Here is a 19,964-nt window from a genome sequence, read left to right as displayed (position 1 = left end):
CAGCACAGAACCGGCGGCCCGGCGATCCCGGGCCCAGCGGAGGGTTCGCACACTCTTCCGACCGGGTCCGCCCCCTCGGCTAACATGTTCGGGCCAACACCGACCGGGTGAAATATGAACATCGGCTGAAAATTGATATCTGAGGAACCACGAGCGCTTCCGCGCGAGAACAGCGCCCCCGCGACCGGGGACCGGCGCCGGCCACTCGTCCTCCTGTGGGCCGCGGTGGGCCTGACGGGCCTCGGGTTCCTCCTCGCCCTGGAGATCGCCGCGCGCCACTACGGCGTGCCGGGTCCGATCGTCAGCCAGGCGCGGGAGGCCGTCTACGCCCCCCGGTCGGGCACGGTGCTGTACGCGAGCATGGCCCTGATGATGGTCGTGCTCACCTGGCGCCAGCGCTTCGTCGCGCTGGGCGCCGCGATCGGCATCGACCTGGTCTTCTGGCTCGTCCGGTCGGCCGTCGGCGCCGAGAACATGGTCGGCAGCGGCGCCCTGTGGGTGACCCTGGGCGTTGCCGTCTTCGCCCTCGTACGCCGCACCGGAGCGGAGCGCGCCCTGCTGCTGAAGGGCGTCGGCCTGGCGCTGCTGCTGGTCGCCGGCCGCAAGACCGGCTACACCTGGCTGCTGATCACGTCGAAGACCCGGCCGATGGTCCTCGACCAGTACGTGGCGGCCGCCGACCACGCCCTGGGCAACCCCTCGTGGGTGGCGGGCCGGATCGTCGAGGCCGCCGGGCCGATCGGCCACCACGTCCTCGACTGGGTCTACATCCAGCTCGCCGTGGGCGCCGTCCTCGTCGCCCTGTACCAGCTGCGCGGCGTGGCCTCCGAGCGCCGTTTCCCGGCCCACCACCTGGTGCGCACGTTCCTGGTCGTCGGCCTGCTCGGGCCGGGCATCTACATGGTCTTCCCGGTGGTCGGGCCGATCTTCGCCTACGGCGTCGACGGCGGGCAGTGGGCGGTGGCCGACCTGTGGCCGCACACCGTGCCGTCCCCCGGCATCCCGCAGCCGATGCCCTTCGACGAGGTCACCCCGCGCAACTGCATGCCCAGCCTGCACACCGCCTGGGCCACCGCGATCTTCATCCACTCCCGCAAGGGCCCCCGCGCCCTGCGCTTCCTCGGCGCCTTCTGGCTGGTGGCCACGCTCGGCGCGACGCTCGGCTTCGGTTACCACTACGGGGCGGACATCATCTCCGGCGTGGTGTTCACCCTCACGATCGAGGCGGCGCTGCGCGCGCTCGCCCGCGGCTGGGACCGGCGGGCCACCCTGCTCGTCGCCCACGGAGCCGCGGTCTTCACCGCGCTCCTGGTGTCGTACCGCTTCCTGTCGGTGGAGCTGGCCGGACACCCGTGGGTCTTCGGGCCGCTGCTCCTCCTGGCCACGGCCTCGGTGGTCCACCACTACGTACGCACCACCAGGCTGTGGGACCGGCAACCGGGTCCGGCCCGGGTGCCGGCCCAGCGCCGCGAGCCGCAGCCCGAGCTGGTCTAAGGGGGCCGGCGGGCGTCCCGTGGCCGTCAGCGGCGGACCCGGGGCATGCCGAGGCCGATCCAGGAGATGATCTCGCGCTGGATCTCGTTGTTGCCGCCGCCGAAGGTGAAGATCACGGCGCTGCGGTAGCCGCGTTCCAGCTCGCCGTGCAGGACCGCGCCCGCCGAGCCGTCCTTGAGGGAGCCGGCCGCGCCGACCACCTCCATCAGCCAGGCGTACGCGTCCCTGCGCGCCTCCGAGCCGTACACCTTGACGGCGGAGGCGTCCTGCGGGGTGAGGGTGCCCGACTCGACGGCGCCCACCATCTGCCAGTTGAGCAGCTTCATCGCGTCGAGGCGGGCGTGGGTGCGGGCGAGGCGGCCGCGCACCCAGGACAGGTCGATCACGCGGCGCCCGTCGGCGAGCTTCGTCTCGGCGGCCCAGCGCTGTACGTCGTGCAGGGCCCGGATGGCCATGGTGCCGTGGGCCGCGAGGGTGACGCGCTCGTGGTTGAGCTGGTTGGTGATCAGGCGCCAGCCCTCGTTCTCCCGTCCCACGCGGCGGCTCGCGGGGACGCGGATGTCCTCGTAGTGGCTGGCGGTGGTGTCGTGCGAGGCCAGGGTGTTGATCAGGGTGCAGGAGTAGCCCGGGTCGGAGGTGGGGACCAGGAGCATGGTGATGCCCTTGTGGGCGGGGGCCCCGGGGTCGGTGCGGACGGCGAGCCAGACCCAGTCGGCGGTGTCGCCGTTGGTGGTCCAGATCTTCTGGCCGTTGACCACGTAGGTGCCGGTCTCCTCGTCGCCCTCGCGGACTGCCTTGCACTTGAGGGCGGCCAGGTCGGTTCCGGCGTCGGGCTCGCTGTAGCCGATGGCGAAGTCGATCTCCCCGGAGAGGATCCTGGGGAGGAAGTACGCCTTCTGCTCGTCGGTGCCGAACCGCATGATCGTCGGGCCGACCGTGTTCAGCGCCATCAGCGGCAGCGGTACGACGGCCTGCGCGGCCTCGTCGAAGAAGATGAACTGGTCCATCGCCGACATGCCCCGGCCGCCGTACTCCTTCGGCCAGCCCACGCCGAGCCAGCCGTCCGCGCCGAGGCGGCGGATGGTCTCCCGGTAGAAGCGCTTCTGCGCGGCGGGGTCCTCGTAGCGGGCGTGGACGTCCTCGGGCACGAGCTCGGCGAAGTAGGCGCGCAGTTCGGCGCGCAACTGCTGCTGCTCAGGCGTGTATTCGAGGTGCACGGCCCCTCCGGAGGTTCGGCGGCACTGCCGGTCGCTGTGGTGGCGGCGGTCAGAGTAGAACCCGTTACAGGAATAGGGAAGGGCCGGGAGTTCCACGGGGAACTCCCGGCCCTGGGGCTGCCGTCGGGTCAGGGCCGGGCCAGGGCCCCGATCATCGCCTCGGCCGTCGCCGCCATCGCCGTGCGGGCGGCGGTGAGGTAGGGGCGGGGGTCGGCCGGGGTGAGGTGGGTGCGGATGGCGTCGGTCATGGCCAGGTTGAGGGCGGTGCCGATGTTGACCTTGCGGATGCCGCCGGCCACGGCCGCCGCGAGTTCCCCGTCGGGCAGGCCGGAGGAGCCGTGCAGGACCAGCGGGACGTCCACGGTCTTGGCGAGGCGGGCCAGCAGGGCGTGGTCGAGGGCGGCGGTCCGGGTGGTCATGGCGTGGCTGCTGCCGACGGCCACGGCCAGGGCGTCGACCCCGGAGTCGGCGACGAACCGCCGGGCTTCGTCCGGGTCGGTACGGGCGCCCGGCGCGTGCGGGTCGAGCGGCGCGGCCCCGTTCTTGCCGCCGACCTCACCCAGCTCCGCCTCGATCCACAGGCCGTTGGCGTGGGCCCAGTCGGCGGCGGACCGGGTGGACTCCAGGTTCTCTGCGTAGGGCAGGTGCGCGGCGTCGTACATCACCGATCCGAAGCCGGCGTCCGCGGCCTGCCGCAGCAGGTCGGGGCTCTTGACGTGGTCGAGGTGCAGCCCGACGGGCACCCGGGCGGCCTCCGCGCAGGCGGCTGCGGCCCGGGCGATGGGCAGCAGGGCCCCGCGGCGGAACTTCACGGCGTTCTCGCTGAGTTGCAGGATGACGGGCAGGCCCGCCCGTTCGGCGCCCTCGACCACGGCTTCGGCGTGTTCCAGGGTGATGATGTTGAACGCGGCGACGGCGCCGCCTGCCGCGGCCGCCTCGGCGACGAGGGTGCCCGCCGGGGCGAGGCTCATCGGACCGCCCCCTCGCCCGCGGTGAGGATCACGGAGCGGGTGAGGTTGCGGGGCGCGTCGGGGTCCAGGCCCCGGTGCACGGCGACGGCGACGGCGAGGCGCTGCACGCGGACCAGCTCGGCGAGCGGGTCGAGTTCCCCGTCCACCCACTCGGCGCCGGTGCGCAGGACCTGTTCGGCGATGCCGTCGGGGGTGCCGCCCAGTGACCAGGTGACGGAGCCGGGCCCGGTGACGCTGACGGGGCCGTGCCGGTACTCCATCGCGGGGTAGGCCTCGGCCCACGACAGGGAGGCCTCGCGCATCTTCAGGGCGGCCTCGTGGGCCAGGCCGACGCTCCAGCCCCGTCCGAGGAAGGTGAACTGGCCGCGGGCCTCCAGGCCGTTGGGCAGCGGCAGGTCGAGGGCGGTGCGGGCGTCGGCGACCACGCGGGGGGTGTGGCCGCCGAGGTGGGCCCGCAGCAGGGTGAGGGCGGTGGTGGCGAAGCGGGTCTGGACGACGGACCGCTCGTCGGCGAAGTCCAGTACGACGAGGTCGTCCGCGAGGGTCGCCACCGGGGTGTCCGGGTCCCCGATGACGGCGGTGGTCGGGATGCCGGCCCCGCGCAGTCCGGCGAGCAGGTCCAGCACCTCGGTGGTGGTCCCGGACCGGGTGAGGGCGACGACCCGGTCGTAGCGGCGGTGGCGGGGGAACTCGGAGGCGGGGAAGGCGTCGGTCTCCCCGTGCCCGGCCTCCTCGCGCAGGGCGGCGGCGGCCTGTGCCATGTAGTACGAGGTGCCGCAGCCGATGACCGCGGTACGCTCGCCGGCTCCCGGCAGCACCGCCCGGTGGGCCGGGGCCAGTTCGGCGGCCCGCTCCCAGGTGTCGGGCTGGGTGGCCAACTCGTACGCGACGTGACTCATGCGGGCTCCTTGCGCGTGTGATGCGTGCGTCGGCTGCGAACCGACCGGACTTCCCTGCGTGTTCCTGCAAGGTATCGGGCCGTTTCGCGCAACTTCAAGCATCTCCGGGGCGATCCGCTGGGTTAATCTCGACGGCGGGGCCCGGCAGCGTGCCGGTGGACGACAGGGAGGGGCGCCATGACCCGCGAGGAACGCTGGCGGAGACTGCTGGACCTGCTGGTGGAGCGGGACGGGCTGGAGGTGGAGGCCGCCGCCGGGGCGCTCGGCGTCTCCGCCGCGACCATCCGCCGCGACCTCGACCAGCTCGCCGAGCAGCAGCTGCTGGTCCGCACGCGCGGCGGGGCGGTGCCGCACGGGGTCTCCTACGAACTCCCCCTGCGCTACCGCACCTCCCGCCGGGCCGCCGAGAAGCGCCGGATCAGCGAGGCGGTCGCGGCGCTGATCGCGCCGGGCGAGGTGGTCGGCCTGACGGGCGGCACCACCACGACGGAGGTCGCCCGCGCCCTCGCCGCCCGCCCCGACCTGGCCGGGCCGGCGGGCGGCCCGCCCGTGCTCACGGTGGTCACCAACGCCCTGAACATCGCGGGCGAGCTGGTGATCCGGCCGCAGTTCAAGATCGTCCTGACGGGCGGGGTGGCGCGCCCCCAGTCGTACGAACTGACCGGCCCGCTGGCGCAGCAGACGCTGGGCATGCTGTCGATGGACACGGCCGTGCTCGGCGTGGACGCCTTCGACCCGGCCGACGGCGCGGCCACCCGCCACGAGGACGAGGCCGCCGTCAACGCCCTGCTCTGCGAGCGGGCCCGCCGCCTGGTCGTCGCGGCGGACTCCACGAAGCTGGGCGTCCGCGCCTTCGCCCGCATCTGCGCCACCTCCGCCGTGGACGTCCTGGTGACGGACACCGCCCTGACGGAGGCCGCCGCCCGGCCCTTCCGGGACGCGGGCGTGGACGTCGTACGCGTCTGACGCGGGGCGGGAGTCAGACCCCGCGGGTCGCCCGGCCCCCTCCCCTTTCAGCCCAGCTTCGCGAAACCGGCGAGCTGTTCGCGCGGGTCGAAGGTGACCCGGATCCGGGCGATCCTGCCGTCCTCCACGTGCATCCAGTTCGCGGTGGGCGTCGGCGGCGCGATGCTGGTGCGCAGGTCGAACCAGGTGATCACCTCGCTGCCCTCCGCCACCCGGACCTTCACGTCGATGCGCTCCAGGACCCGGCCCATCCTCCTCAGTCCGGCCAGCGCCTCCTCCACCCCCGACGCCTTCCCCAGCGTCCCGACGAAGTCGACGTCATCGGCCAGCAGCCCCCGTACGGTCTCGAAGTCGCCCGCCTCCCAGGCGGTGAAGTAGGTCTCGGCGAGTTCTCGCGCGGTCTTCGTCGTCGTCATGCCCCCATCCTCCGGCCGGGCTCCGCCATCCGTCCAACAGATGATGGCGATGGGATCTATCATCCCAGGACATGGAGATGCATCAGCTGCGCTACTTCGCCGCCGTGGTGGACGAGGGCACCTTCACCGGTGCCGCCCACCGCCTGCACGTCAGCCAGTCGGGCATCAGCACCCAAGTGGCGAAACTGGAGCGCGAGCTGGGTCAGCGGCTGCTGGACCGCGCCGGACGCCGGGTGGGCCTCACCCCGGCCGGGGAGGCCGTCCTCCCCCTCGCGAGGAACGCCCTCGCCACCCTCGACGCCATCCGGCACACCGCGGCCGAGTTCGCCGACGCCGTCCGCGGCCGGGTCCGGCTCGGCATGATCGCGGGCTGCTCGATCGAGCCCTTCCTGGACACCGTCGCCGACCTCGGCCGCACCCACCCCGGCATCGAACTGAGCCTGCACGAGGAGCACTCCGACGCCCTCCAGGCCCAGGTGCTGGCCGGCTCCCTCGACCTGGCCCTGATCGGCTACGCGGGCGAGACCGCCCCGGGCCTGGAGGCGGACGTCGTCATCGACGAGCCCCTCGCGGCCGTCGTCCCGGCCGGGCACCCGCTCGACCGGCCGGAACTGCGGCTCGCCGGCCTCCGCGACGAGAAGGTCCTCTGCCTCTCCCGGGGCACCGGCATCCGCGCCGCCTACGAGGACTCCTGCCGCCGGCTCGGCCTCGAACCCCGCGTGGACCTCGACGCCGGCTCCCCCGCCGCCCTGCTCCGCCTCGCCGAGCGCGGCGCGGGCGTCGCCGTGCTGAGCGCCTCCTCCGCCGAGGGCGCGGGCCTGCGGACGGTCCCGCTCACCGACGCCGCCACGCACGCCCGGCTCGGCCTCGTCGTCCGCGCCGACCAGCACTCCCCGGCCGTACGGCTCCTGCGGAGCAGCCTCCTCACGGCGCTGCGTGCCGAGGAGGTCCCGGCGCCACCGCCACACCGGTCGGCCCGTCCCCCACGGCCACCGTGTCCGTGACGCGGGCCGTCGCGGTGTCGATGACCGACAGGGTGTCCGAGTCGAAGTCGCTGACGTACACCCGGGAGCCGTCCGGGGTGACGGCGAGGCCGTTGGGGCCGTCCCCCACGGCGACGGTGTCCGTGACGGCACGCGCGCGGGTGCTGATCACGGACACCGCGTCGGACCCGATGTCGGCCACGTACACCTCGCGGCCGTCCGGGCTCACCCCGATCCCCGCGGGCTGGTCCCCGACCGGGACGCGGTCCGTTTCGGCGCCGGCGCGGACGTCGACCACCGACACGTCGTCCGAGGTCAGGTTGGAGACGTACAGGTGACGGCCGTCGGGGCCGAGCACCAGCGCGGTCGGCCCCTCGCCGACGGGGATGGTGCCGCGCACCGTCGCGGTCGCGGTGCGGACCACCGAGACGGTGCCGGACCCGGCGTTGGCGACGTACAGGGTGCACCCGTCGGGCGACACCGCCACGCCCAGCGGGGCGTCGCCCACGGCGATGGTGTCCGTCACGGCGGGGGTGCGGCCGCTGATCACCGACACCTCGTCCGACGCGACGTTCGCCACGTAGACGTTCCGGCCGTCGGGCGAGACCGTGACCCGGCTCGGTTCGTCCCCGACCGGGACGGTGGCGATGACCCGCCTGGTACGGGCGTCGATCACCGACACGGTGTCCGCGGCGGAGTCGGTGACGTAGACGCGGGAGCCGTCCGGGGCGACGGCCACGCTGTCCGGGCCGTCCCCGACCGGGACACGGTCCACGACCGTGCCGGAGTCGGCGTCGACGACCGACACCGTGTCGGAGTGGAGGTCGGCGACGTAGATGAGGGCACCGGGCCGCGGGGAAGCTCCCGCCGGGGAAGCGGTTCCCGCCGGTCCCAGCAGCGCCGCCGCCACGCACACCGCCACGGCCGCCCGCCGTCCCCTGTCCTGATTCCTCGTCATGGGGCCACGCTAGGGCTCTGGATCGGAAACCCGTGGGAGGCCCGCGCTCAGGCCGGCCGGACGGACACCCCTTGGCGGACACGGGCGGCGATCGTGCGGGCGCAGGCCAGGGCCTCGGCGTGCGTGGTGTCGACCTCCAGGTCGTAGGCGACGCCCTCGTGGACCACCGCCGCCTGGGAGGCCGCCATGCCCGGGACGCGGTCGCCGCGGGCGATCTCCCGGCCGGCGGCGGCCTCGGGGTCGCACCGGACGGCGACCCACAGCACGTCCAGGCCGTCCGTGGCCCGCAGCCAGCGCCCCTGGGACTCGGCCCCGCCGAGGAACACGTCGTCGACGACGATCCGGGCACCGGCCCGGACCATCGCCGCGATGCCCTCCATCCAGGCCGCCTCCAGCGCCCGGAAGTCCGCCCCGACGTCCACGCCGCCGTCCTGCGCGAACACGATCCCCCCGTCCGCGCCCCGCATCCTCGCGGGCAGCGAGTCGACGAAGGAGTCGCATCCGTACGCCAGCCACGGCTCGGGCAGTTCGGCCTGGAGGCAGCGCACGATCCCGGACTTCCCCGAGCTGGACGCGCCGTTGAGAACGATCATCCGAATGGTCATCGCGTCACCGTAGGGCGGCCGGCGGCCGGTTGGACAGCGGGTTTCGGCGCCGGCGCCCTCAGTGCGCCGGGACCCGCCGGGCCTCCCGGGCCAGGGCCGCCAGGACCGGGGCGATCAGCGGGTGGGACTCGGCGCCGCGGCGGGTGGCGGCGAAGACCCGGCGGGTGGCGGCCGGGCCCGCGACCGGGCGCACCCGGACCTCCTTGAGGTCCATGCCGCGCAGCGCCGAACGCGGCACCAGCGCCACCCCCGCGCCCGCGCCGACCAGGGCGGTCACCGCCCGGAAGTCGTCGGAGGAGTGCACGAAGCGCGGCTGGAAGCCGGCCAGCTCGCACGCCAGCAGGGTCACGTCGTAGCAGGGGTTGCCCGGGTACTGGCCCACCCAGTCCGCGTCGGAGAGGTCCGCCAGCGCCACGGCGGGCGGGTCGGCGAGCGGGTGCCCGGCGGGGAGCACCGCGTCGAAGGGCTCCGCGTAGAGCGGGAGCACCGACAGCCTGCCGTCGTCGGCGCCCGGCGCGCCCCGGTACTCCACCGCGAGGGCCAGGTCGGCCTCCCCGTCGAGCAGCAGCGGCAGGCTCTGGTCGCCCTCCGCGTCCCGGACCCGGAGCCGGATGCCCGGGTGTTCCAGGGCGAGGCGGGCGATGGCGGGGGCCAGCACCTCGGCGATGCCGGTGGCGAAGGCCGCCACCGTGACCTCCCCGGCGGAACCGCCCGCGTAGGCGGCGAGTTCCGCCTCCGCGCGCTCCAGCTGGGCCAGCACCTCGTGGGCGTGGCCCAGCAGGATCTCCCCGGCCGCGGTGAGCCGTACGCCGCGGCCGCTGCGGGTCAGCAGCGCGTGGCCGGTCTCCTGTTCCAGCGCGGCGAGCTGCTGGGATACGGCGGAGGGGGTGAGGTACAGCGCTGCGGCCGCGGCGGTCACCGTACGGTGGTCCGCCACGGCCCGCAGGACGCGCAGCCGGCGGGGGTCGATCACACCCCCATGATGTCAGCCCTGAGCAGCGGAAAGCGCCGCGCGGGCGTCCACGAAGGCGGCCACCGCGCGCTCCACGTCGGCCGTCGAGTGGGCCGCCGAGAGCTGGACGCGGATACGGGCCGCGCCGAGCGGGACGACCGGGTACGAGAAGCCGATCACATACACGCCGCGCTCCAGCAGCAGCTCCGCCATCCGGCCCGCCTCGGCGGCGTCGCCGATCATGACGGGGGCGATGGCGTGGTCGCCGGGGAGGATCTCGAAGCCGGCCTCGGTCATCTTCGTGCGGAAGAGCTTCGTGTTGGCCGCGAGGCGCTCGCGCAGGTCGCCGGCGGACTCCAGCAGGTCGAGGACCTTCAGGGAGGCGGCGGCGATAACGGGGGCGAGGGAGTTGGAGAAGAGGTACGGGCGCGAGCGCTGGCGCAGCAGCTCGACGATCTCGGCGCGGGCGGCGACGTAGCCGCCGGAGGCGCCGCCGAGGGCCTTGCCGAGGGTGCCGGTGATGATGTCGATCCGGTCCATGACGCCGTGCAGCTCGGGGGTGCCGCGGCCCCCGGGGCCGACGAAGCCGACGGCGTGCGAGTCGTCGACCATGACCATGGCGTCGTAGCGGTCGGCGAGGTCGCAGATCTCCTGGAGCGGGGCGACGTAGCCGTCCATGGAGAAGACGCCGTCGGTGACGATGAGCTTGCGGCGGGCGCCGCCCTCGGAGGCCTCCTTCAGGCGGGCCTCCAGCTCGGCCATGTCGCGGTTGGCGTAGCGGAAGCGGCGGGCCTTGGAGAGGCGGATGCCGTCGATGATCGAGGCGTGGTTGAGGGCGTCGGAGATCACCGCGTCCTCGGCGCCGAGGAGGGTCTCGAAGACGCCGCCGTTGGCGTCGAAGCAGGAGGAGTAGAGGATCGTGTCCTCCTGGCCGAGGAAGGCCGACAGGCGGGCCTCCAGCTCCTTGTGCACCTCCTGGGTGCCGCAGATGAAGCGGACCGAGGCCATGCCGTAGCCCCAGCGGTCGAGGGCGTCCTTGGCGGCGGCGACCACCTCGGGGTGGTCGGCGAGGCCGAGGTAGTTGTTGGCGCAGAAGTTCAGCACCTCGCCGGGGGCGCCGCCCGCGGTGACGGCGACGGCGGCGTTCTGCGGGGTGCCGATGACGCGCTCGGGCTTGTGCAGGCCCGCGGCGCGGATCTCGTCGAGGGTGGTGCGGAGGTCGTCGCGTACGGACTCGAACATGGGCTTCGGTTTCTCCTTGTGCGGATCGCCGTCCGGCGGACGGGGAGGAGGGGGCCGGGCCCCGCGGAGGGGGGAGGGTGTGCGGGGCCCGGCCCGGAGGGAGATGGTCTTGTGGCCGCGGGGCCGGCCGGCCCTGCTACGCCGGGGTTTCCGGACCGGGACCGGGCTCGGGGCGCGGACCGCGGTCCTGGTCCGGCGCCCCCGGCAGGGGCCGCCGGGGGCTCCCGCGCCGGGACCGGTCAGGGGGCCCGCCGCAGGGGGCGGGCCCGGCCGGGTCCTGGCCGGGGTCCACGGCCGGAGCCGGGGTCTTCATCCGGGTCCGGGCGGGGGCCGGGGCGGGGTGCCGCCGGGCCTACGCGGTCCAGTCGAGGATGATCTTGCCGCTGCGGGCGGTCGCGGCCTCGTCGAAGGCGGCCTGGAAGTCGCGGTGCGAGTAGCGGCCGGTGATGACCGGGGACAGGTCGAGCCCGCCCTCCAGCAGCACCGTCATCGCGTACCAGGTCTCGAACATCTCGCGCCCGTAGATCCCCTTGATGGTGATCATCGACGTGACGACCTTCGCCCAGTCCACCGGGAACTCCTGGGCCGGCAGCCCGAGCATCGCGATCCTGCCGCCGTGCGTCATGTTGTCGATCATGTCGCGCATCGCCTCCGCGCGGCCCGACATCTCCAGGCCGATGTCGAAGCCCTCCCGCAGCCCCAGCCGCGTCTGCGCCTTGGCGATGGAGGACTCGGCGACGTTCACCGCGAGCGTGGCGCCCGCCTTGCGGGCGATCTCCAGCCGCTCGGGGCTGACGTCGGTGATGACCACGTTCCGCGCACCGGCGTGCCTGGCGACGGCCGCCGCCATGATGCCGATCGGGCCCGCGCCCGTGATCAGCACGTCCTCGCCGACCAGCGGGAAGGACAGCGCGGTGTGCACGGCGTTGCCGAAGGGGTCGAAGATGGCCGCCACGTCCAGGTCCACGGCGGTCCGGTGCACCCACACGTTCTGCGCGGGCAGGACCACGTACTCGGCGAAGGCGCCGTCGCGGCCGACCCCGAGCCCGATCGTGGAGCGGCACAGGTGGCGGCGGCCTGCCAGGCAGTTGCGGCACTTGCCGCACACCAGGTGGCCCTCGCCGCTGACCAGGGCGCCGGTCTCGATGTCGCGGACGTCCGCGCCCACCGCCGCGACCTCGCCGACGAACTCGTGGCCGAGCACGAGCGGGGTCTTGACGGCGCCCTGCGCCCAGCCGTCCCAGGCGCGGATGTGCAGGTCGGTGCCGCAGATACCGGTCCGCAGCACCTTGATCAGCACGTCACCGGGGCCGTACTCGGGCTCGGGGACGTCCATGAGCCACAGCCCGGGCTCGGCCTTGTGCTTGACGAGTGCCTTCATGGCGGTGGCTCCAGGCGTGCGAAGGGTGTTGCCGCTCCCGCCGGTACGCGGGTGGCGCTGGTGACGGGCACCAATCTGCCGACCGTCGCGGTGATCAGTCCATCGAGACTTTCTTAAGCGGGTCGACAGCGCAGCTTCACGCCTATGCTCCTCCCTGGACGGGTACGGGGCCCGGGGGCGGAAGCCGCGCTATGGTCCGTCACCGGGGAAAAGGGGAGGTGAGGGGCGTGCCGAGTCTGCGCAGCAGGGCGCTTTCGGCCGCACTGGTGGCGACGGGGCGGCGAAGACGGCTCGCGACGGCCGAAGCGGTCCGGGCCACCGTGGCCCGGGCGGCCCGCAGGCCCGCTTCGCACCTGCCGCCCCGTTCGCTGGGCCGGGTCGCGGAACTGTCGCGGACCTTCGTCGGGGCCTGGCCGGTGTACGACGCCTCACCGCGCGGGCAGGAGCCCGTGGCGCGGGTGCTGTACGTGCACGGCGGGGCGTACGTCGACGAGCTGGTCCGGCCGCACTGGTCGCTGATCCGGACCCTGGTGACCCGGGCCCGGGCCCGGGTGGTCGTCCCGGCGTACGTGCTCGCCCCGCGCGGCACCGCCGACCGGAACGTCCCGGTGGCCGCCGACCTGCTGAGCGGTCTGATCGAGAGCGGCGGTGCCGGCGGGACGGTGCTGATCGGGGACTCCGCGGGCGCCGGGCTGGCGCTGGCCGCCGCGCAGCGGCTGCGGGAGCGGACCGGGGCGCAGCCGTCACGGATCGTGCTGATCTCCCCCTGGCTCGACCTGAGCATGAGCCACCCGGGCCAGGCCGCGCTGGAGGCGGTCGATCCGGTGCTGGCCCGGGCGGGACTGGCCGAGGCGGGACGGCTGTACGCGGGGACCCTCGCGGCGGACGACCCCCGGGTGAGCCCGCTGCACGGCTCCTTCGACGGTCTGGCCCCGCTGACGGTGTTCACCGGGACCCGGGACGTGCTGGCCACCGACAGCCACGAGCTGCGGCGGCGGGCCGCCGCGGCCGGGGCACGGGTGGAGTGGCACGAGGAGCCGGGCATGCCGCACGGGTACCCGCTGCTGCCGGTCCCGGAGGGGCGGGCGGCCCGGGACCGGATCGTCGAACTCATCGGGGAGACCGCCGGACAGGACTGACCGGGGGGCAATGGGCCGGGGCGCAGCACCCCTCAGGCCGTGCACGTCATGAGGGAGCTGACGGGCCAGGCCCGGTACGCCGTCCAGTACGCCTCGTCGCGCGCGGCGTCGGCGGGCGGGGTGCGGGAGGGCTGCCAGGCGACGGTGCTGAAGCCGGCGTCGACGGCGGCTTCGGCGAAGTCGGCGTGCGCCCATTCGCGGTACTCGAAGTGCTGCGGGGGCTCGGTCAGGAACTGTGCCTTCAGCAGCGGGGCGTCGCCGTCCGGCACCCGGTCGAGGATGCGCATCCCGTACGGGGACCAGTCGACCCGCGGGTACGCCCCCGGGTTGCGGACGAGCGACAGGAGGCGGCCGCCGGGGCGCAGGTTGGCGCGGATGCCGCGGAACATGGCGTGCAGGGCCGCCCGGTCGGGGGCGTGGCTGAACAGGTAGACGGCGGTGGCCAGGTCGAAGGGGCCGAGCTGCGGCATGTCGGCGGCGTCCGCGACCACGTACTCGACGGGGGCGGAGGGGGGCGCCGACGCGCGGGCCCGGCGGACCCGGTCCGGGCAGTGGTCGACGCCGACGGTACGCCGGGCGCCGCCGCTCGCCAGGAGTGCGGCGGTGCCGCCGTGCCCGCAGGCCACGTCGAGGGTGTCGAGGTCGCGGACCCCGCCGAGGGCGTCGAGGGCGGTGCGCAGGGTGAAGGCGTCGGCCGCCGTGAACGCCGCGCGGGGCGCCGGGTGCGTGTCGTCGTACGCGTGTCGCATGCCGGATGCCTCCCCGGCGGGGGTGCGGCCGACGGCGTGCGCGGCGGCCCGTTCCCCCCTTCGGGGGAGGCGTTCGGCGCATCGGCGCGCCCTGGGGTGTCAGGCGGGCGCGCGGCCGGACGTGGAGCGGCCCGGGGCGAACGGGTGCGGCCGCCGGGGGCGAGGGCGCATCCTTGCTGTGTGACGGCGACAGCGGACGGTTCCGGCCCGGCCACCGCCGCCAGGGACCGGGCGCTCGCGCGGGCGGTGGCGGGCGCCGTGGAGGCGGTCGGCGGGTACGCGGGCGGGGTCTACCTGCGCTCGGGCACCGGTGGGCTGCTGCGGATGGCGCTGGTCACAGGCCTGCCGTGGCGGCTGTTCCGGCCGTGGTGGCGCATGCAGGTGAACCGGCCGTACCCGGTCGCCGAGGCCTACCGCACGGGGCAGGCGGTGCACCTGCCGGACGCGGAGGCGGCGATGCGGCGCTTCCCCCAGCTGATGGCCGGGCTGCCCTTCCGCTTCGGGTCGTTCTACGAGCCGGTCGGCGCCGGGCCGCGGCGGTTCGGGGTGCTGCTGGTGCTGCGGCCGGCGACGCCGGGGGCGGTGCTCGGGGCCCGAGAGCGGGAGCGGCTGCGGGCGGCGGCCGCCCGTCTGGCCGGGGAGCTGGAGGCGCTGCGGGCGGCCGGGGAGACGGTGCTGTGGGACGGTGATCCGCTGTGCCTGCCCTGGCCGGCGGCCGGTGTGGAGGCGGCCCGGGAGGCGGTGGACCGGCTCGAAGCGGTGCTGTCCGTGGACCGGCAGGGCGCGGTGGCCTTCGCCAACACCGCCGCCGAGGAGCTGCTCGGGCGGCCCGCGGCCCTGTTGCGCGGGCGCGCGCTGTGGGAGGTGCTGCCGTGGCTCGGCCAGTCCGCGTACGAGGACCATCTGCGCGGGGTGTTCCTCTCGGGTGCGCCGGTGCGCTTCGCCGCCCGGAGCGGACCCGCCGGTGCCGGGGCCGGGGCCGGGGCGGACGCGGCGGCGGACGCGGTGGCGGACCCCGGGCCCGGCACCGGTCGGCCCGTCGCCGAATGGCTGTCGGTGGGTCTGTACCCGGGCCCCTCGGGGGTGACGGTGACGCTGGAGGCCGCCGAGCCGCCCGCCTACGCCTCCGAGCCCGCGGCCGGGCCGGACACCGGCCTCGGTTCGCCCGCGGACCGGGCCTCCTCCCTGTACCGGCCGGTGGCCCTGGCCATCGCGCTGACCGAGGCGGTCACCGCGCGCCAGGTGGCGGCCGTGGTCACCGAGGAGCTGCTGCCCGCGTTCGGAGGCCGCCAGCTGGCGATCTACATGCTCGACGAGCGGCACCTGTACCTCGCCTGGGAGACCGGCTTCCCCACCGGGTTCCTGAACCGCTTCGACGGGGTCTCGCTGCACGAGCGGCTGCCCGGGGTGGAGACCCTGACCTCGGGCCGGCCGCTGTTCTTCGAGTCGATGGAGCACCTCGCCGCGGCCTATCCGGGGATCCCGCTGGACGCCGAGGTCGGGGCGCGCGCCTTCCTCCCGCTGATCGCCTCCGGCCGCCCGGTCGGCTCCTGCATCCTCGGCTTCGACCGGCGGCGCGGCTTCAGCCCCGAGGAACGTACGGTCCTCACGGCGCTGGCCGGCCTGATCGCGCAGGCCCTGGAGCGGGCCCGGCGCTACGACAGCGAGGCGGCGCTGGCCCGGGGGCTCCAGGCGGCCCTGCTGCCGCACCGGCTGCCGGTGCGGGGGGAGGTGGCCACGGTGGGCCGGTACCTGCCCGGGTCGGACGGCATGGAGGTCGGCGGCGACTGGTACGACGTCATCGAGACGGACGGGGGCCGGCTGGCGCTGGTCATCGGGGACGTCCAGGGCCACGGGGTGGCGGCCGCCGCGACCATGGGGCAACTGCGCAGCGCCGTAAGGGCCTTCGCGCTCAGCGGGAACGCCCCGGACCAGGTGGTGCGGGGGACGAACCAGCTGCTGATCGACCTGGACCCGGGCCAGTTCGCCAGCTGCTGCTACGTGCTGCTGGACCCCGGCTCCGGCCGGGCCCTGGCCGCCCGCGCGGGGCACCCGCAGCCGCTGCTGCGGCGGGCCGACGGCCGGGCGGAGGTGCTGGACCTGGCGGGCGGGGTGGTGCTCGGCATCGACCCGGGGGCACGCTACCCGGTGACGGAACTGACGCTGGGACCCGGCGAGGTGCTGGCCCTGTACACGGACGGGCTGGTGGAGGCGCCGGGGGCGGACATCGACGAAGGGGTGGAGCGGCTGCGGGCGGCACTGGCCGCCGCCCGGCCGTCGCCGCTGACGGAGGCGGCCGACCGGCTGGTCGCCGAGGCCGCCCGCACGCCGGACCGCCCGGACGACGTCGCCCTGCTGCTGGCCTCCCGCCCGGCCGGCCCGTCCGCCTGACGGCCCGGCGGCGCGTCCCCGCCCGCCCGACTCCGCCCGCCAGGCAAAGCGGAGGGAAATTCATTGGATCTCGCTGCGGTTCCCGCACCCCTCACCCGGCCAATATTTACGCGGCCTTAACACCGCAACCGGCGCGGCGGAGGGGTGATCCACGATGGATTCCGCAGGTGAACAGCTATTGACCTGCGGATCTCGTGGAGCTTGCATAGCGGCCCGGGAGCCACGCGAACGAAGTGCCCACCACCGCCCCGGAGGCGATACCGCTCCCGCACTCCTTCACCACACTGCCGATCGGAACCCCGCACCGATGACTGACACGATCAGCGCACCCCAGGCCCTGGCCCCGGCCACCGGCCCCACCCCGCAGAAGCTCAAGCGTTCCATCGGCGTCGTCGGCGGGACCCTGCTCACGCTGTCGTGCGTGACGCCCGCCTCGACCCTCTTCGTCGTCGTGCCCGACCTCTTCTCGGGGCTCGGCACCTGGACCGCGCTCACCATCGCCATCGGCTCGCTGCTCTGCGTCGGCGTGGCCTTCTGTTACTCGGAGCTGGGCACGCTGATCCCCAGCGCCGGCGGCGAGTACGCCATGGTCTCCACCCTCGCGGGCCGGCTCGCCGGCTGGCTCGTCTTCGTGCTGTCCCTGCTCGTGGTCATGATCGTGCCGCCCGTGATCGCCATGGGCACGGCCGACTACCTCTCCCCCGTGGTCGACGTACCGGCTCCGGTGGCCGGCGGCGCCGTGATGCTGCTGGCCACCCTCGCCGGCCTGCTGGACCTGCGCGCCAACGCCTGGATCACGGGCATCTTCCTCGTGCTGGAGGTGGTCGCCGCCGCGCTGGTCGCCGTGCTCGGCTTCGCCCACAGCGAGCGGGGGGCCGACGCCCTCGTGCACGGTTCGGTGGCCGCCGAGGGCGGCGGCGTCTCCACGGTGACGGCCATGATGGTGGTCTCCGGGCTGGCCATCGCGCTCTTCGTCACCCAGGGCTTCTCCACCGCCGTCTACCTCTCCGAGGAGCTGGAGCAGCCGCGCCGCAACGTCCCGCGGACCGTGCTCGCCACCCTGGCGATCTCCTCCGCCGTGATCCTGGTCCCGGTCATCGCGATCACCATGGGCGCCCCGGACCTGGAGGCGCTCACCTCCGGCGACCTGGGCGCGATGGTGACGGCCTGGTCGAACTCGGCCGTCGGCACCTTCGTCAGCCTCTGCGTGGCCCTGGCCATCGTCAACGCCGGCATCGTCATGGTCATCCAGAACTCCCGGGTGCTGTTCGCCTCGGCCCGCGACAAGGCCTGGCCCGAGCCGGTCAACCGCGGCCTGTCGCGACTGGGCCGCTTCGGCTCCCCCTGGGTGGCCACGCTGCTGGTCGGCCTGCCGGGCGCGGCGATGTGCTTCGTCAACCTCGACACCCTGTACGGGGTGACCGGCGTGTCGGTGACCGGCATGTACCTGCTGGTCGCGGTGGCCGCGCTGTTCAGCCGGCGCGGTGCGCACGGCGAGAAGGCCGCCTGGCGGATGCCGCTGTGGCCGGCCGTGCCGGTCGTGCTGATCCTCGTGTTCGCGTACATCCTGACCCAGCAGGAGACCGAGTACCTGCTGTGGACCGGTGGCATCACCGCGGTGGCCACCCTCTACTGGGCGCTGTACCTGCGGCCGCGGACGGACTCGCGCTGGCTGGTGAGCATCCCCGACGCGGAGGACGAGCCGGCGGTCTGACCGCCCGGCGGGTGGGGGGCCGTCGCGGTTCGCGGCGGCCCCCCACCCGTGGGCGCGGGGGTCAGCCGGCCGCTTCGGCGGCGGACAGGGCGATGGCGGTGTTGACCAGGCCGACGTGGCTGAACGCCTGCGGGAAGTTGCCGAGCTGGCGTCCGCTGCGGGTGTCGTACTCCTCGGCGAGGAGGCCCACGTCGTTGCGGACCGCGAGCAGCTTCTCGAAGAGCTCGCGGGCCTCCTTGGTCCGGCCCGTCATGTGGAGGGCGTCGACCATCCAGAACGAGCAGGCCAGGAAGGTGCCCTCGTCCCCGGGCAGGCCGTCGACGGAGGGGCCTTCGGTGCTGTAGCGGCGGATCAGGCCGCTGCTGCCCAGTTCCTCCCGGACGGCGTCGACGGTGCCGATCACGCGGGGGTCGTCGGGCGGGAGGAAGCCGACGCGGGGGATGAGCAGGGTGGCCGCGTCCAGCTCGCGGGAGCCGTAGTACTGGGTGAAGGTGCCCCGCTCGGGGTCGTAGCCCTTCTCGCAGACGTCGCGGTGCACCTCGTCCCGCATGGCCCGCCAGCGCTCGATGTCGCCCGGCATGTGCGGGGCGTTCTCCAGGGTCCGCACGGCCCGGTCGGCGGCCACCCAGGCCATCACCTTGGAGTGGGTGAAGTGGCGGCGCGGGCCGCGCACCTCCCACAGCCCCTCGTCCGGGCGGCGCCAGTTGCGCTCCAGGAAGTCCAGGAGGGAGAGCTGGATCTGCCATGCGTGCCGTTCCGAGGCCAGCCCGGAGGCCCGCGCCAGGTGCAGGGCGTCCAGGACCTCTCCGTACACGTCCAGCTGGAGCTGGTCGACGGCGGCGTTGCCGATCCGGACCGGGGCGGAGCCGGCGTAGCCGCGCAGCCAGGGCAGTTCGGTCTCGGGGATGCGGCGCTCGCCGGCGATGCCGTACATGATCTGGAGGTCGGCCGGGTCGCCGGCGACGGCGCGCAGCAGCCAGCCCCGCCAGGCCCGTGCCTCGTCGAGGAAGCCGGTGGACAGCAGGGCGCCCAGGGTCAGGGTGGCGTCACGGAGCCAGCAGTAGCGGTAGTCCCAGTTGCGGACCCCGCCGATCTCCTCGGGCAGCGAGGTCGTCGCGGCGGCGGCGATCCCGCCGGTGGGGGCGAAGGTGAGGGCCTTGAGGGTGATCAGCGAGCGGGTGACGGCCTCCTCGTACGGGCCCTCGTAGCGGCACTGGCCGGTCCACTCCCGCCAGTCGGCGAGGCTCTGCTCCAGAGCCCCGTACGGGTCGACGGGCTCGGGGCGCGGCTCGTGCGAGGGGTGCCAGGTCAGCACGAAGGCGACCTTCTCGCCGGGGCCGACGGTGAACTCCGAGCGGGTGCTGCGGTCCTCGCCCCAGGTCCGCACGGGAGGCTCGCTGCGGAACCAGACCGAGTCGGGTCCGGCGACCGCGACCCGGTCGCCCTCGCTGCGCCGGACCCAGGGGACGACGTTGCCGTAGTCGAAACGCAGCCGCAGGGTGCTCCGGACGGTGACCCGGCCCGAGACCCCTTCGACGATCCGCATCACGTCGGGTGCCTCGTCCCGCTGCGGCATGAAGTCGACGACCTTGACGGTGCCCTCGTCGGTCTCCCAGTACGACTCCAGGACCAGCGAGCCGTCCACGTAGGCCCGCCGCGTGCACCGTTCGCCGTTTGCGGCGGCGGCCGGGGCGATGCGCCAGTGGCCGTTCTCCTTGCTGCCGAGGAGGGCGGCGAAGCAGGCCGCCGAGTCGAAGCGGGGCAGGCACAGCCAGTCGATGGACCCGTCACGGCCGACCAGCGCGCTGGTCATCAGGTCGCCGATGAGTGCGTAGTCTTCGATGGGTTGTGTCATTCACCCGCTTTTCCCCCAAACCCCGGGGGTCA

The 19,964-nt window shown here is 74.5% G+C and carries 17 protein-coding genes; 6 read left to right on the top strand and 11 right to left on the bottom strand.

What is annotated here, in order from left to right; genetic code table 11:
- Positions 1-132: 132 nt before the first annotated feature.
- Complete coding sequence (locus ABD973_RS30110; RefSeq protein WP_206436479.1) at positions 133-1,494, top strand: phosphatase PAP2 family protein; 1,362 nt, start codon at positions 133-135, stop codon at positions 1,492-1,494.
- A gap of 26 nt (positions 1,495-1,520) precedes the next feature.
- Here ABD973_RS30110 and ABD973_RS30105 read toward each other — a convergent pair whose 3' ends face one another.
- From ABD973_RS30105 to ABD973_RS30095, 3 genes are all read right to left on the bottom strand, one after another.
- Complete coding sequence (locus ABD973_RS30105) at positions 1,521-2,711, bottom strand: acyl-CoA dehydrogenase family protein (protein WP_125595015.1); 1,191 nt, start codon at positions 2,709-2,711, stop codon at positions 1,521-1,523.
- Between the two features lie 128 nt (positions 2,712-2,839).
- The gene (locus ABD973_RS30100) at positions 2,840-3,682 is read right to left on the bottom strand and encodes a class II fructose-bisphosphate aldolase (RefSeq protein ID WP_125820160.1); all 843 of its coding nucleotides are present in this window, start codon (positions 3,680-3,682) and stop codon (positions 2,840-2,842) included.
- Positions 3,679-4,581: an SIS domain-containing protein gene (locus ABD973_RS30095; protein ID WP_345503272.1), complete on the bottom strand. Its 903-nt coding sequence runs from the start codon at positions 4,579-4,581 to the stop codon at positions 3,679-3,681. The genes ABD973_RS30100 and ABD973_RS30095 overlap by 4 nt, the downstream gene beginning before the upstream one ends.
- A 177-nt stretch (positions 4,582-4,758) precedes the next feature.
- Between ABD973_RS30095 and ABD973_RS30090 the strand changes: the two genes are divergently transcribed.
- Positions 4,759-5,547: a DeoR/GlpR family DNA-binding transcription regulator gene (locus ABD973_RS30090; RefSeq protein ID WP_345503270.1), complete on the top strand. Its 789-nt coding sequence runs from the start codon at positions 4,759-4,761 to the stop codon at positions 5,545-5,547.
- 47 nt (positions 5,548-5,594) lie between these two features.
- Here ABD973_RS30090 and ABD973_RS30085 read toward each other — a convergent pair whose 3' ends face one another.
- Complete coding sequence (locus tag ABD973_RS30085; protein WP_125820163.1) at positions 5,595-5,963, bottom strand: nuclear transport factor 2 family protein; 369 nt, start codon at positions 5,961-5,963, stop codon at positions 5,595-5,597.
- Between the two features lie 71 nt (positions 5,964-6,034).
- Between ABD973_RS30085 and ABD973_RS30080 the strand changes: the two genes are divergently transcribed.
- A complete protein-coding gene (locus ABD973_RS30080) occupies positions 6,035-6,967 on the top strand; it encodes a LysR family transcriptional regulator (RefSeq protein WP_125820164.1) in 933 nt (310 codons plus the stop codon).
- On the opposite strand, the gene ABD973_RS30075 is transcribed toward ABD973_RS30080, so the two are convergent.
- From ABD973_RS30075 to tdh, 5 genes are all read right to left on the bottom strand, one after another.
- Complete coding sequence (locus ABD973_RS30075) at positions 6,888-7,904, bottom strand: YVTN family beta-propeller repeat protein (protein WP_345503267.1); 1,017 nt, start codon at positions 7,902-7,904, stop codon at positions 6,888-6,890. The genes ABD973_RS30080 and ABD973_RS30075 overlap by 80 nt on opposite strands.
- A gap of 47 nt (positions 7,905-7,951) precedes the next feature.
- The gene (gene cpt / locus ABD973_RS30070; RefSeq protein ID WP_345503265.1) at positions 7,952-8,509 is read right to left on the bottom strand and encodes a chloramphenicol phosphotransferase CPT; all 558 of its coding nucleotides are present in this window, start codon (positions 8,507-8,509) and stop codon (positions 7,952-7,954) included.
- Between the two features lie 58 nt (positions 8,510-8,567).
- Positions 8,568-9,482 carry a LysR family transcriptional regulator gene (locus ABD973_RS30065; protein WP_125820166.1) on the bottom strand — a complete coding sequence of 305 codons (915 nt, stop codon included), beginning with the start codon at positions 9,480-9,482 and terminating at the stop codon, positions 8,568-8,570.
- Positions 9,483-9,494: 12 nt separating this feature from the next.
- Positions 9,495-10,703 carry a glycine C-acetyltransferase gene (locus tag ABD973_RS30060; RefSeq protein ID WP_125820167.1) on the bottom strand — a complete coding sequence of 403 codons (1,209 nt, stop codon included), beginning with the start codon at positions 10,701-10,703 and terminating at the stop codon, positions 9,495-9,497.
- A 352-nt stretch (positions 10,704-11,055) separates the two neighbouring features.
- Positions 11,056-12,084, bottom strand: coding sequence for an L-threonine 3-dehydrogenase (tdh, locus tag ABD973_RS30055; RefSeq protein WP_345503262.1), 1,029 nt, complete (start codon positions 12,082-12,084; stop codon positions 11,056-11,058).
- 227 nt (positions 12,085-12,311) lie between these two features.
- Between tdh and ABD973_RS30050 the strand changes: the two genes are divergently transcribed.
- Entirely contained in the window at positions 12,312-13,223 is a 912-nt protein-coding gene (locus tag ABD973_RS30050; protein WP_241253133.1) for an alpha/beta hydrolase fold domain-containing protein, read from the top strand.
- Between the two features lie 32 nt (positions 13,224-13,255).
- Here the strand turns inward: ABD973_RS30050 and ABD973_RS30045 are convergent, their stop codons facing one another.
- A complete protein-coding gene (locus ABD973_RS30045) occupies positions 13,256-13,972 on the bottom strand; it encodes a class I SAM-dependent methyltransferase (RefSeq protein ID WP_125603172.1) in 717 nt (238 codons plus the stop codon).
- Between the two features lie 180 nt (positions 13,973-14,152).
- On the opposite strand from ABD973_RS30045, the gene ABD973_RS30040 reads away from it, so the two are divergent.
- The gene (locus ABD973_RS30040) at positions 14,153-16,363 is read left to right on the top strand and encodes a PP2C family protein-serine/threonine phosphatase (protein ID WP_345503258.1); all 2,211 of its coding nucleotides are present in this window, start codon (positions 14,153-14,155) and stop codon (positions 16,361-16,363) included.
- 307 nt (positions 16,364-16,670) lie between these two features.
- Complete coding sequence (locus ABD973_RS30035; protein ID WP_125603173.1) at positions 16,671-18,077, top strand: APC family permease; 1,407 nt, start codon at positions 16,671-16,673, stop codon at positions 18,075-18,077.
- A gap of 61 nt (positions 18,078-18,138) precedes the next feature.
- Here ABD973_RS30035 and ABD973_RS30030 read toward each other — a convergent pair whose 3' ends face one another.
- Complete coding sequence (locus tag ABD973_RS30030) at positions 18,139-19,932, bottom strand: glycoside hydrolase family 15 protein (RefSeq protein WP_345503256.1); 1,794 nt, start codon at positions 19,930-19,932, stop codon at positions 18,139-18,141.
- Positions 19,933-19,964 lie beyond the last annotated feature (32 nt).

The organism is Streptomyces racemochromogenes (genome assembly GCF_039535215.1).
In the GTDB taxonomy this organism is placed as follows: domain Bacteria; phylum Actinomycetota; class Actinomycetes; order Streptomycetales; family Streptomycetaceae; genus Streptomyces; species Streptomyces racemochromogenes.
This window is presented reverse-complemented; position numbering and strand designations above follow the sequence as displayed.

Excerpts from the sequence above, each read along its gene's own strand:
- ABD973_RS30045 (WP_125603172.1), bottom strand. The coding sequence starts at position 13,972 with ATGCGACACGCGTACGACGACACGCACCCGGCGCCCCGCGCGGCGTTC.
- ABD973_RS30035 (WP_125603173.1), top strand. The coding sequence starts at position 16,671 with ATGACTGACACGATCAGCGCACCCCAGGCCCTGGCCCCGGCCACCGGC.
- cpt (WP_345503265.1), bottom strand. The coding sequence starts at position 8,509 with ATGACCATTCGGATGATCGTTCTCAACGGCGCGTCCAGCTCGGGGAAG.
- ABD973_RS30090 (WP_345503270.1), top strand. The coding sequence starts at position 4,759 with ATGACCCGCGAGGAACGCTGGCGGAGACTGCTGGACCTGCTGGTGGAG.
- ABD973_RS30030 (WP_345503256.1), bottom strand. The coding sequence starts at position 19,932 with ATGACACAACCCATCGAAGACTACGCACTCATCGGCGACCTGATGACC.
- ABD973_RS30095 (WP_345503272.1), bottom strand. The coding sequence starts at position 4,581 with ATGAGTCACGTCGCGTACGAGTTGGCCACCCAGCCCGACACCTGGGAG.
- ABD973_RS30075 (WP_345503267.1), bottom strand. The coding sequence starts at position 7,904 with ATGACGAGGAATCAGGACAGGGGACGGCGGGCGGCCGTGGCGGTGTGC.
- tdh (WP_345503262.1), bottom strand. The coding sequence starts at position 12,084 with ATGAAGGCACTCGTCAAGCACAAGGCCGAGCCCGGGCTGTGGCTCATG.
- ABD973_RS30085 (WP_125820163.1), bottom strand. The coding sequence starts at position 5,963 with ATGACGACGACGAAGACCGCGCGAGAACTCGCCGAGACCTACTTCACC.
- ABD973_RS30080 (WP_125820164.1), top strand. The coding sequence starts at position 6,035 with ATGGAGATGCATCAGCTGCGCTACTTCGCCGCCGTGGTGGACGAGGGC.
- ABD973_RS30060 (WP_125820167.1), bottom strand. The coding sequence starts at position 10,703 with ATGTTCGAGTCCGTACGCGACGACCTCCGCACCACCCTCGACGAGATC.
- ABD973_RS30100 (WP_125820160.1), bottom strand. The coding sequence starts at position 3,682 with ATGAGCCTCGCCCCGGCGGGCACCCTCGTCGCCGAGGCGGCCGCGGCA.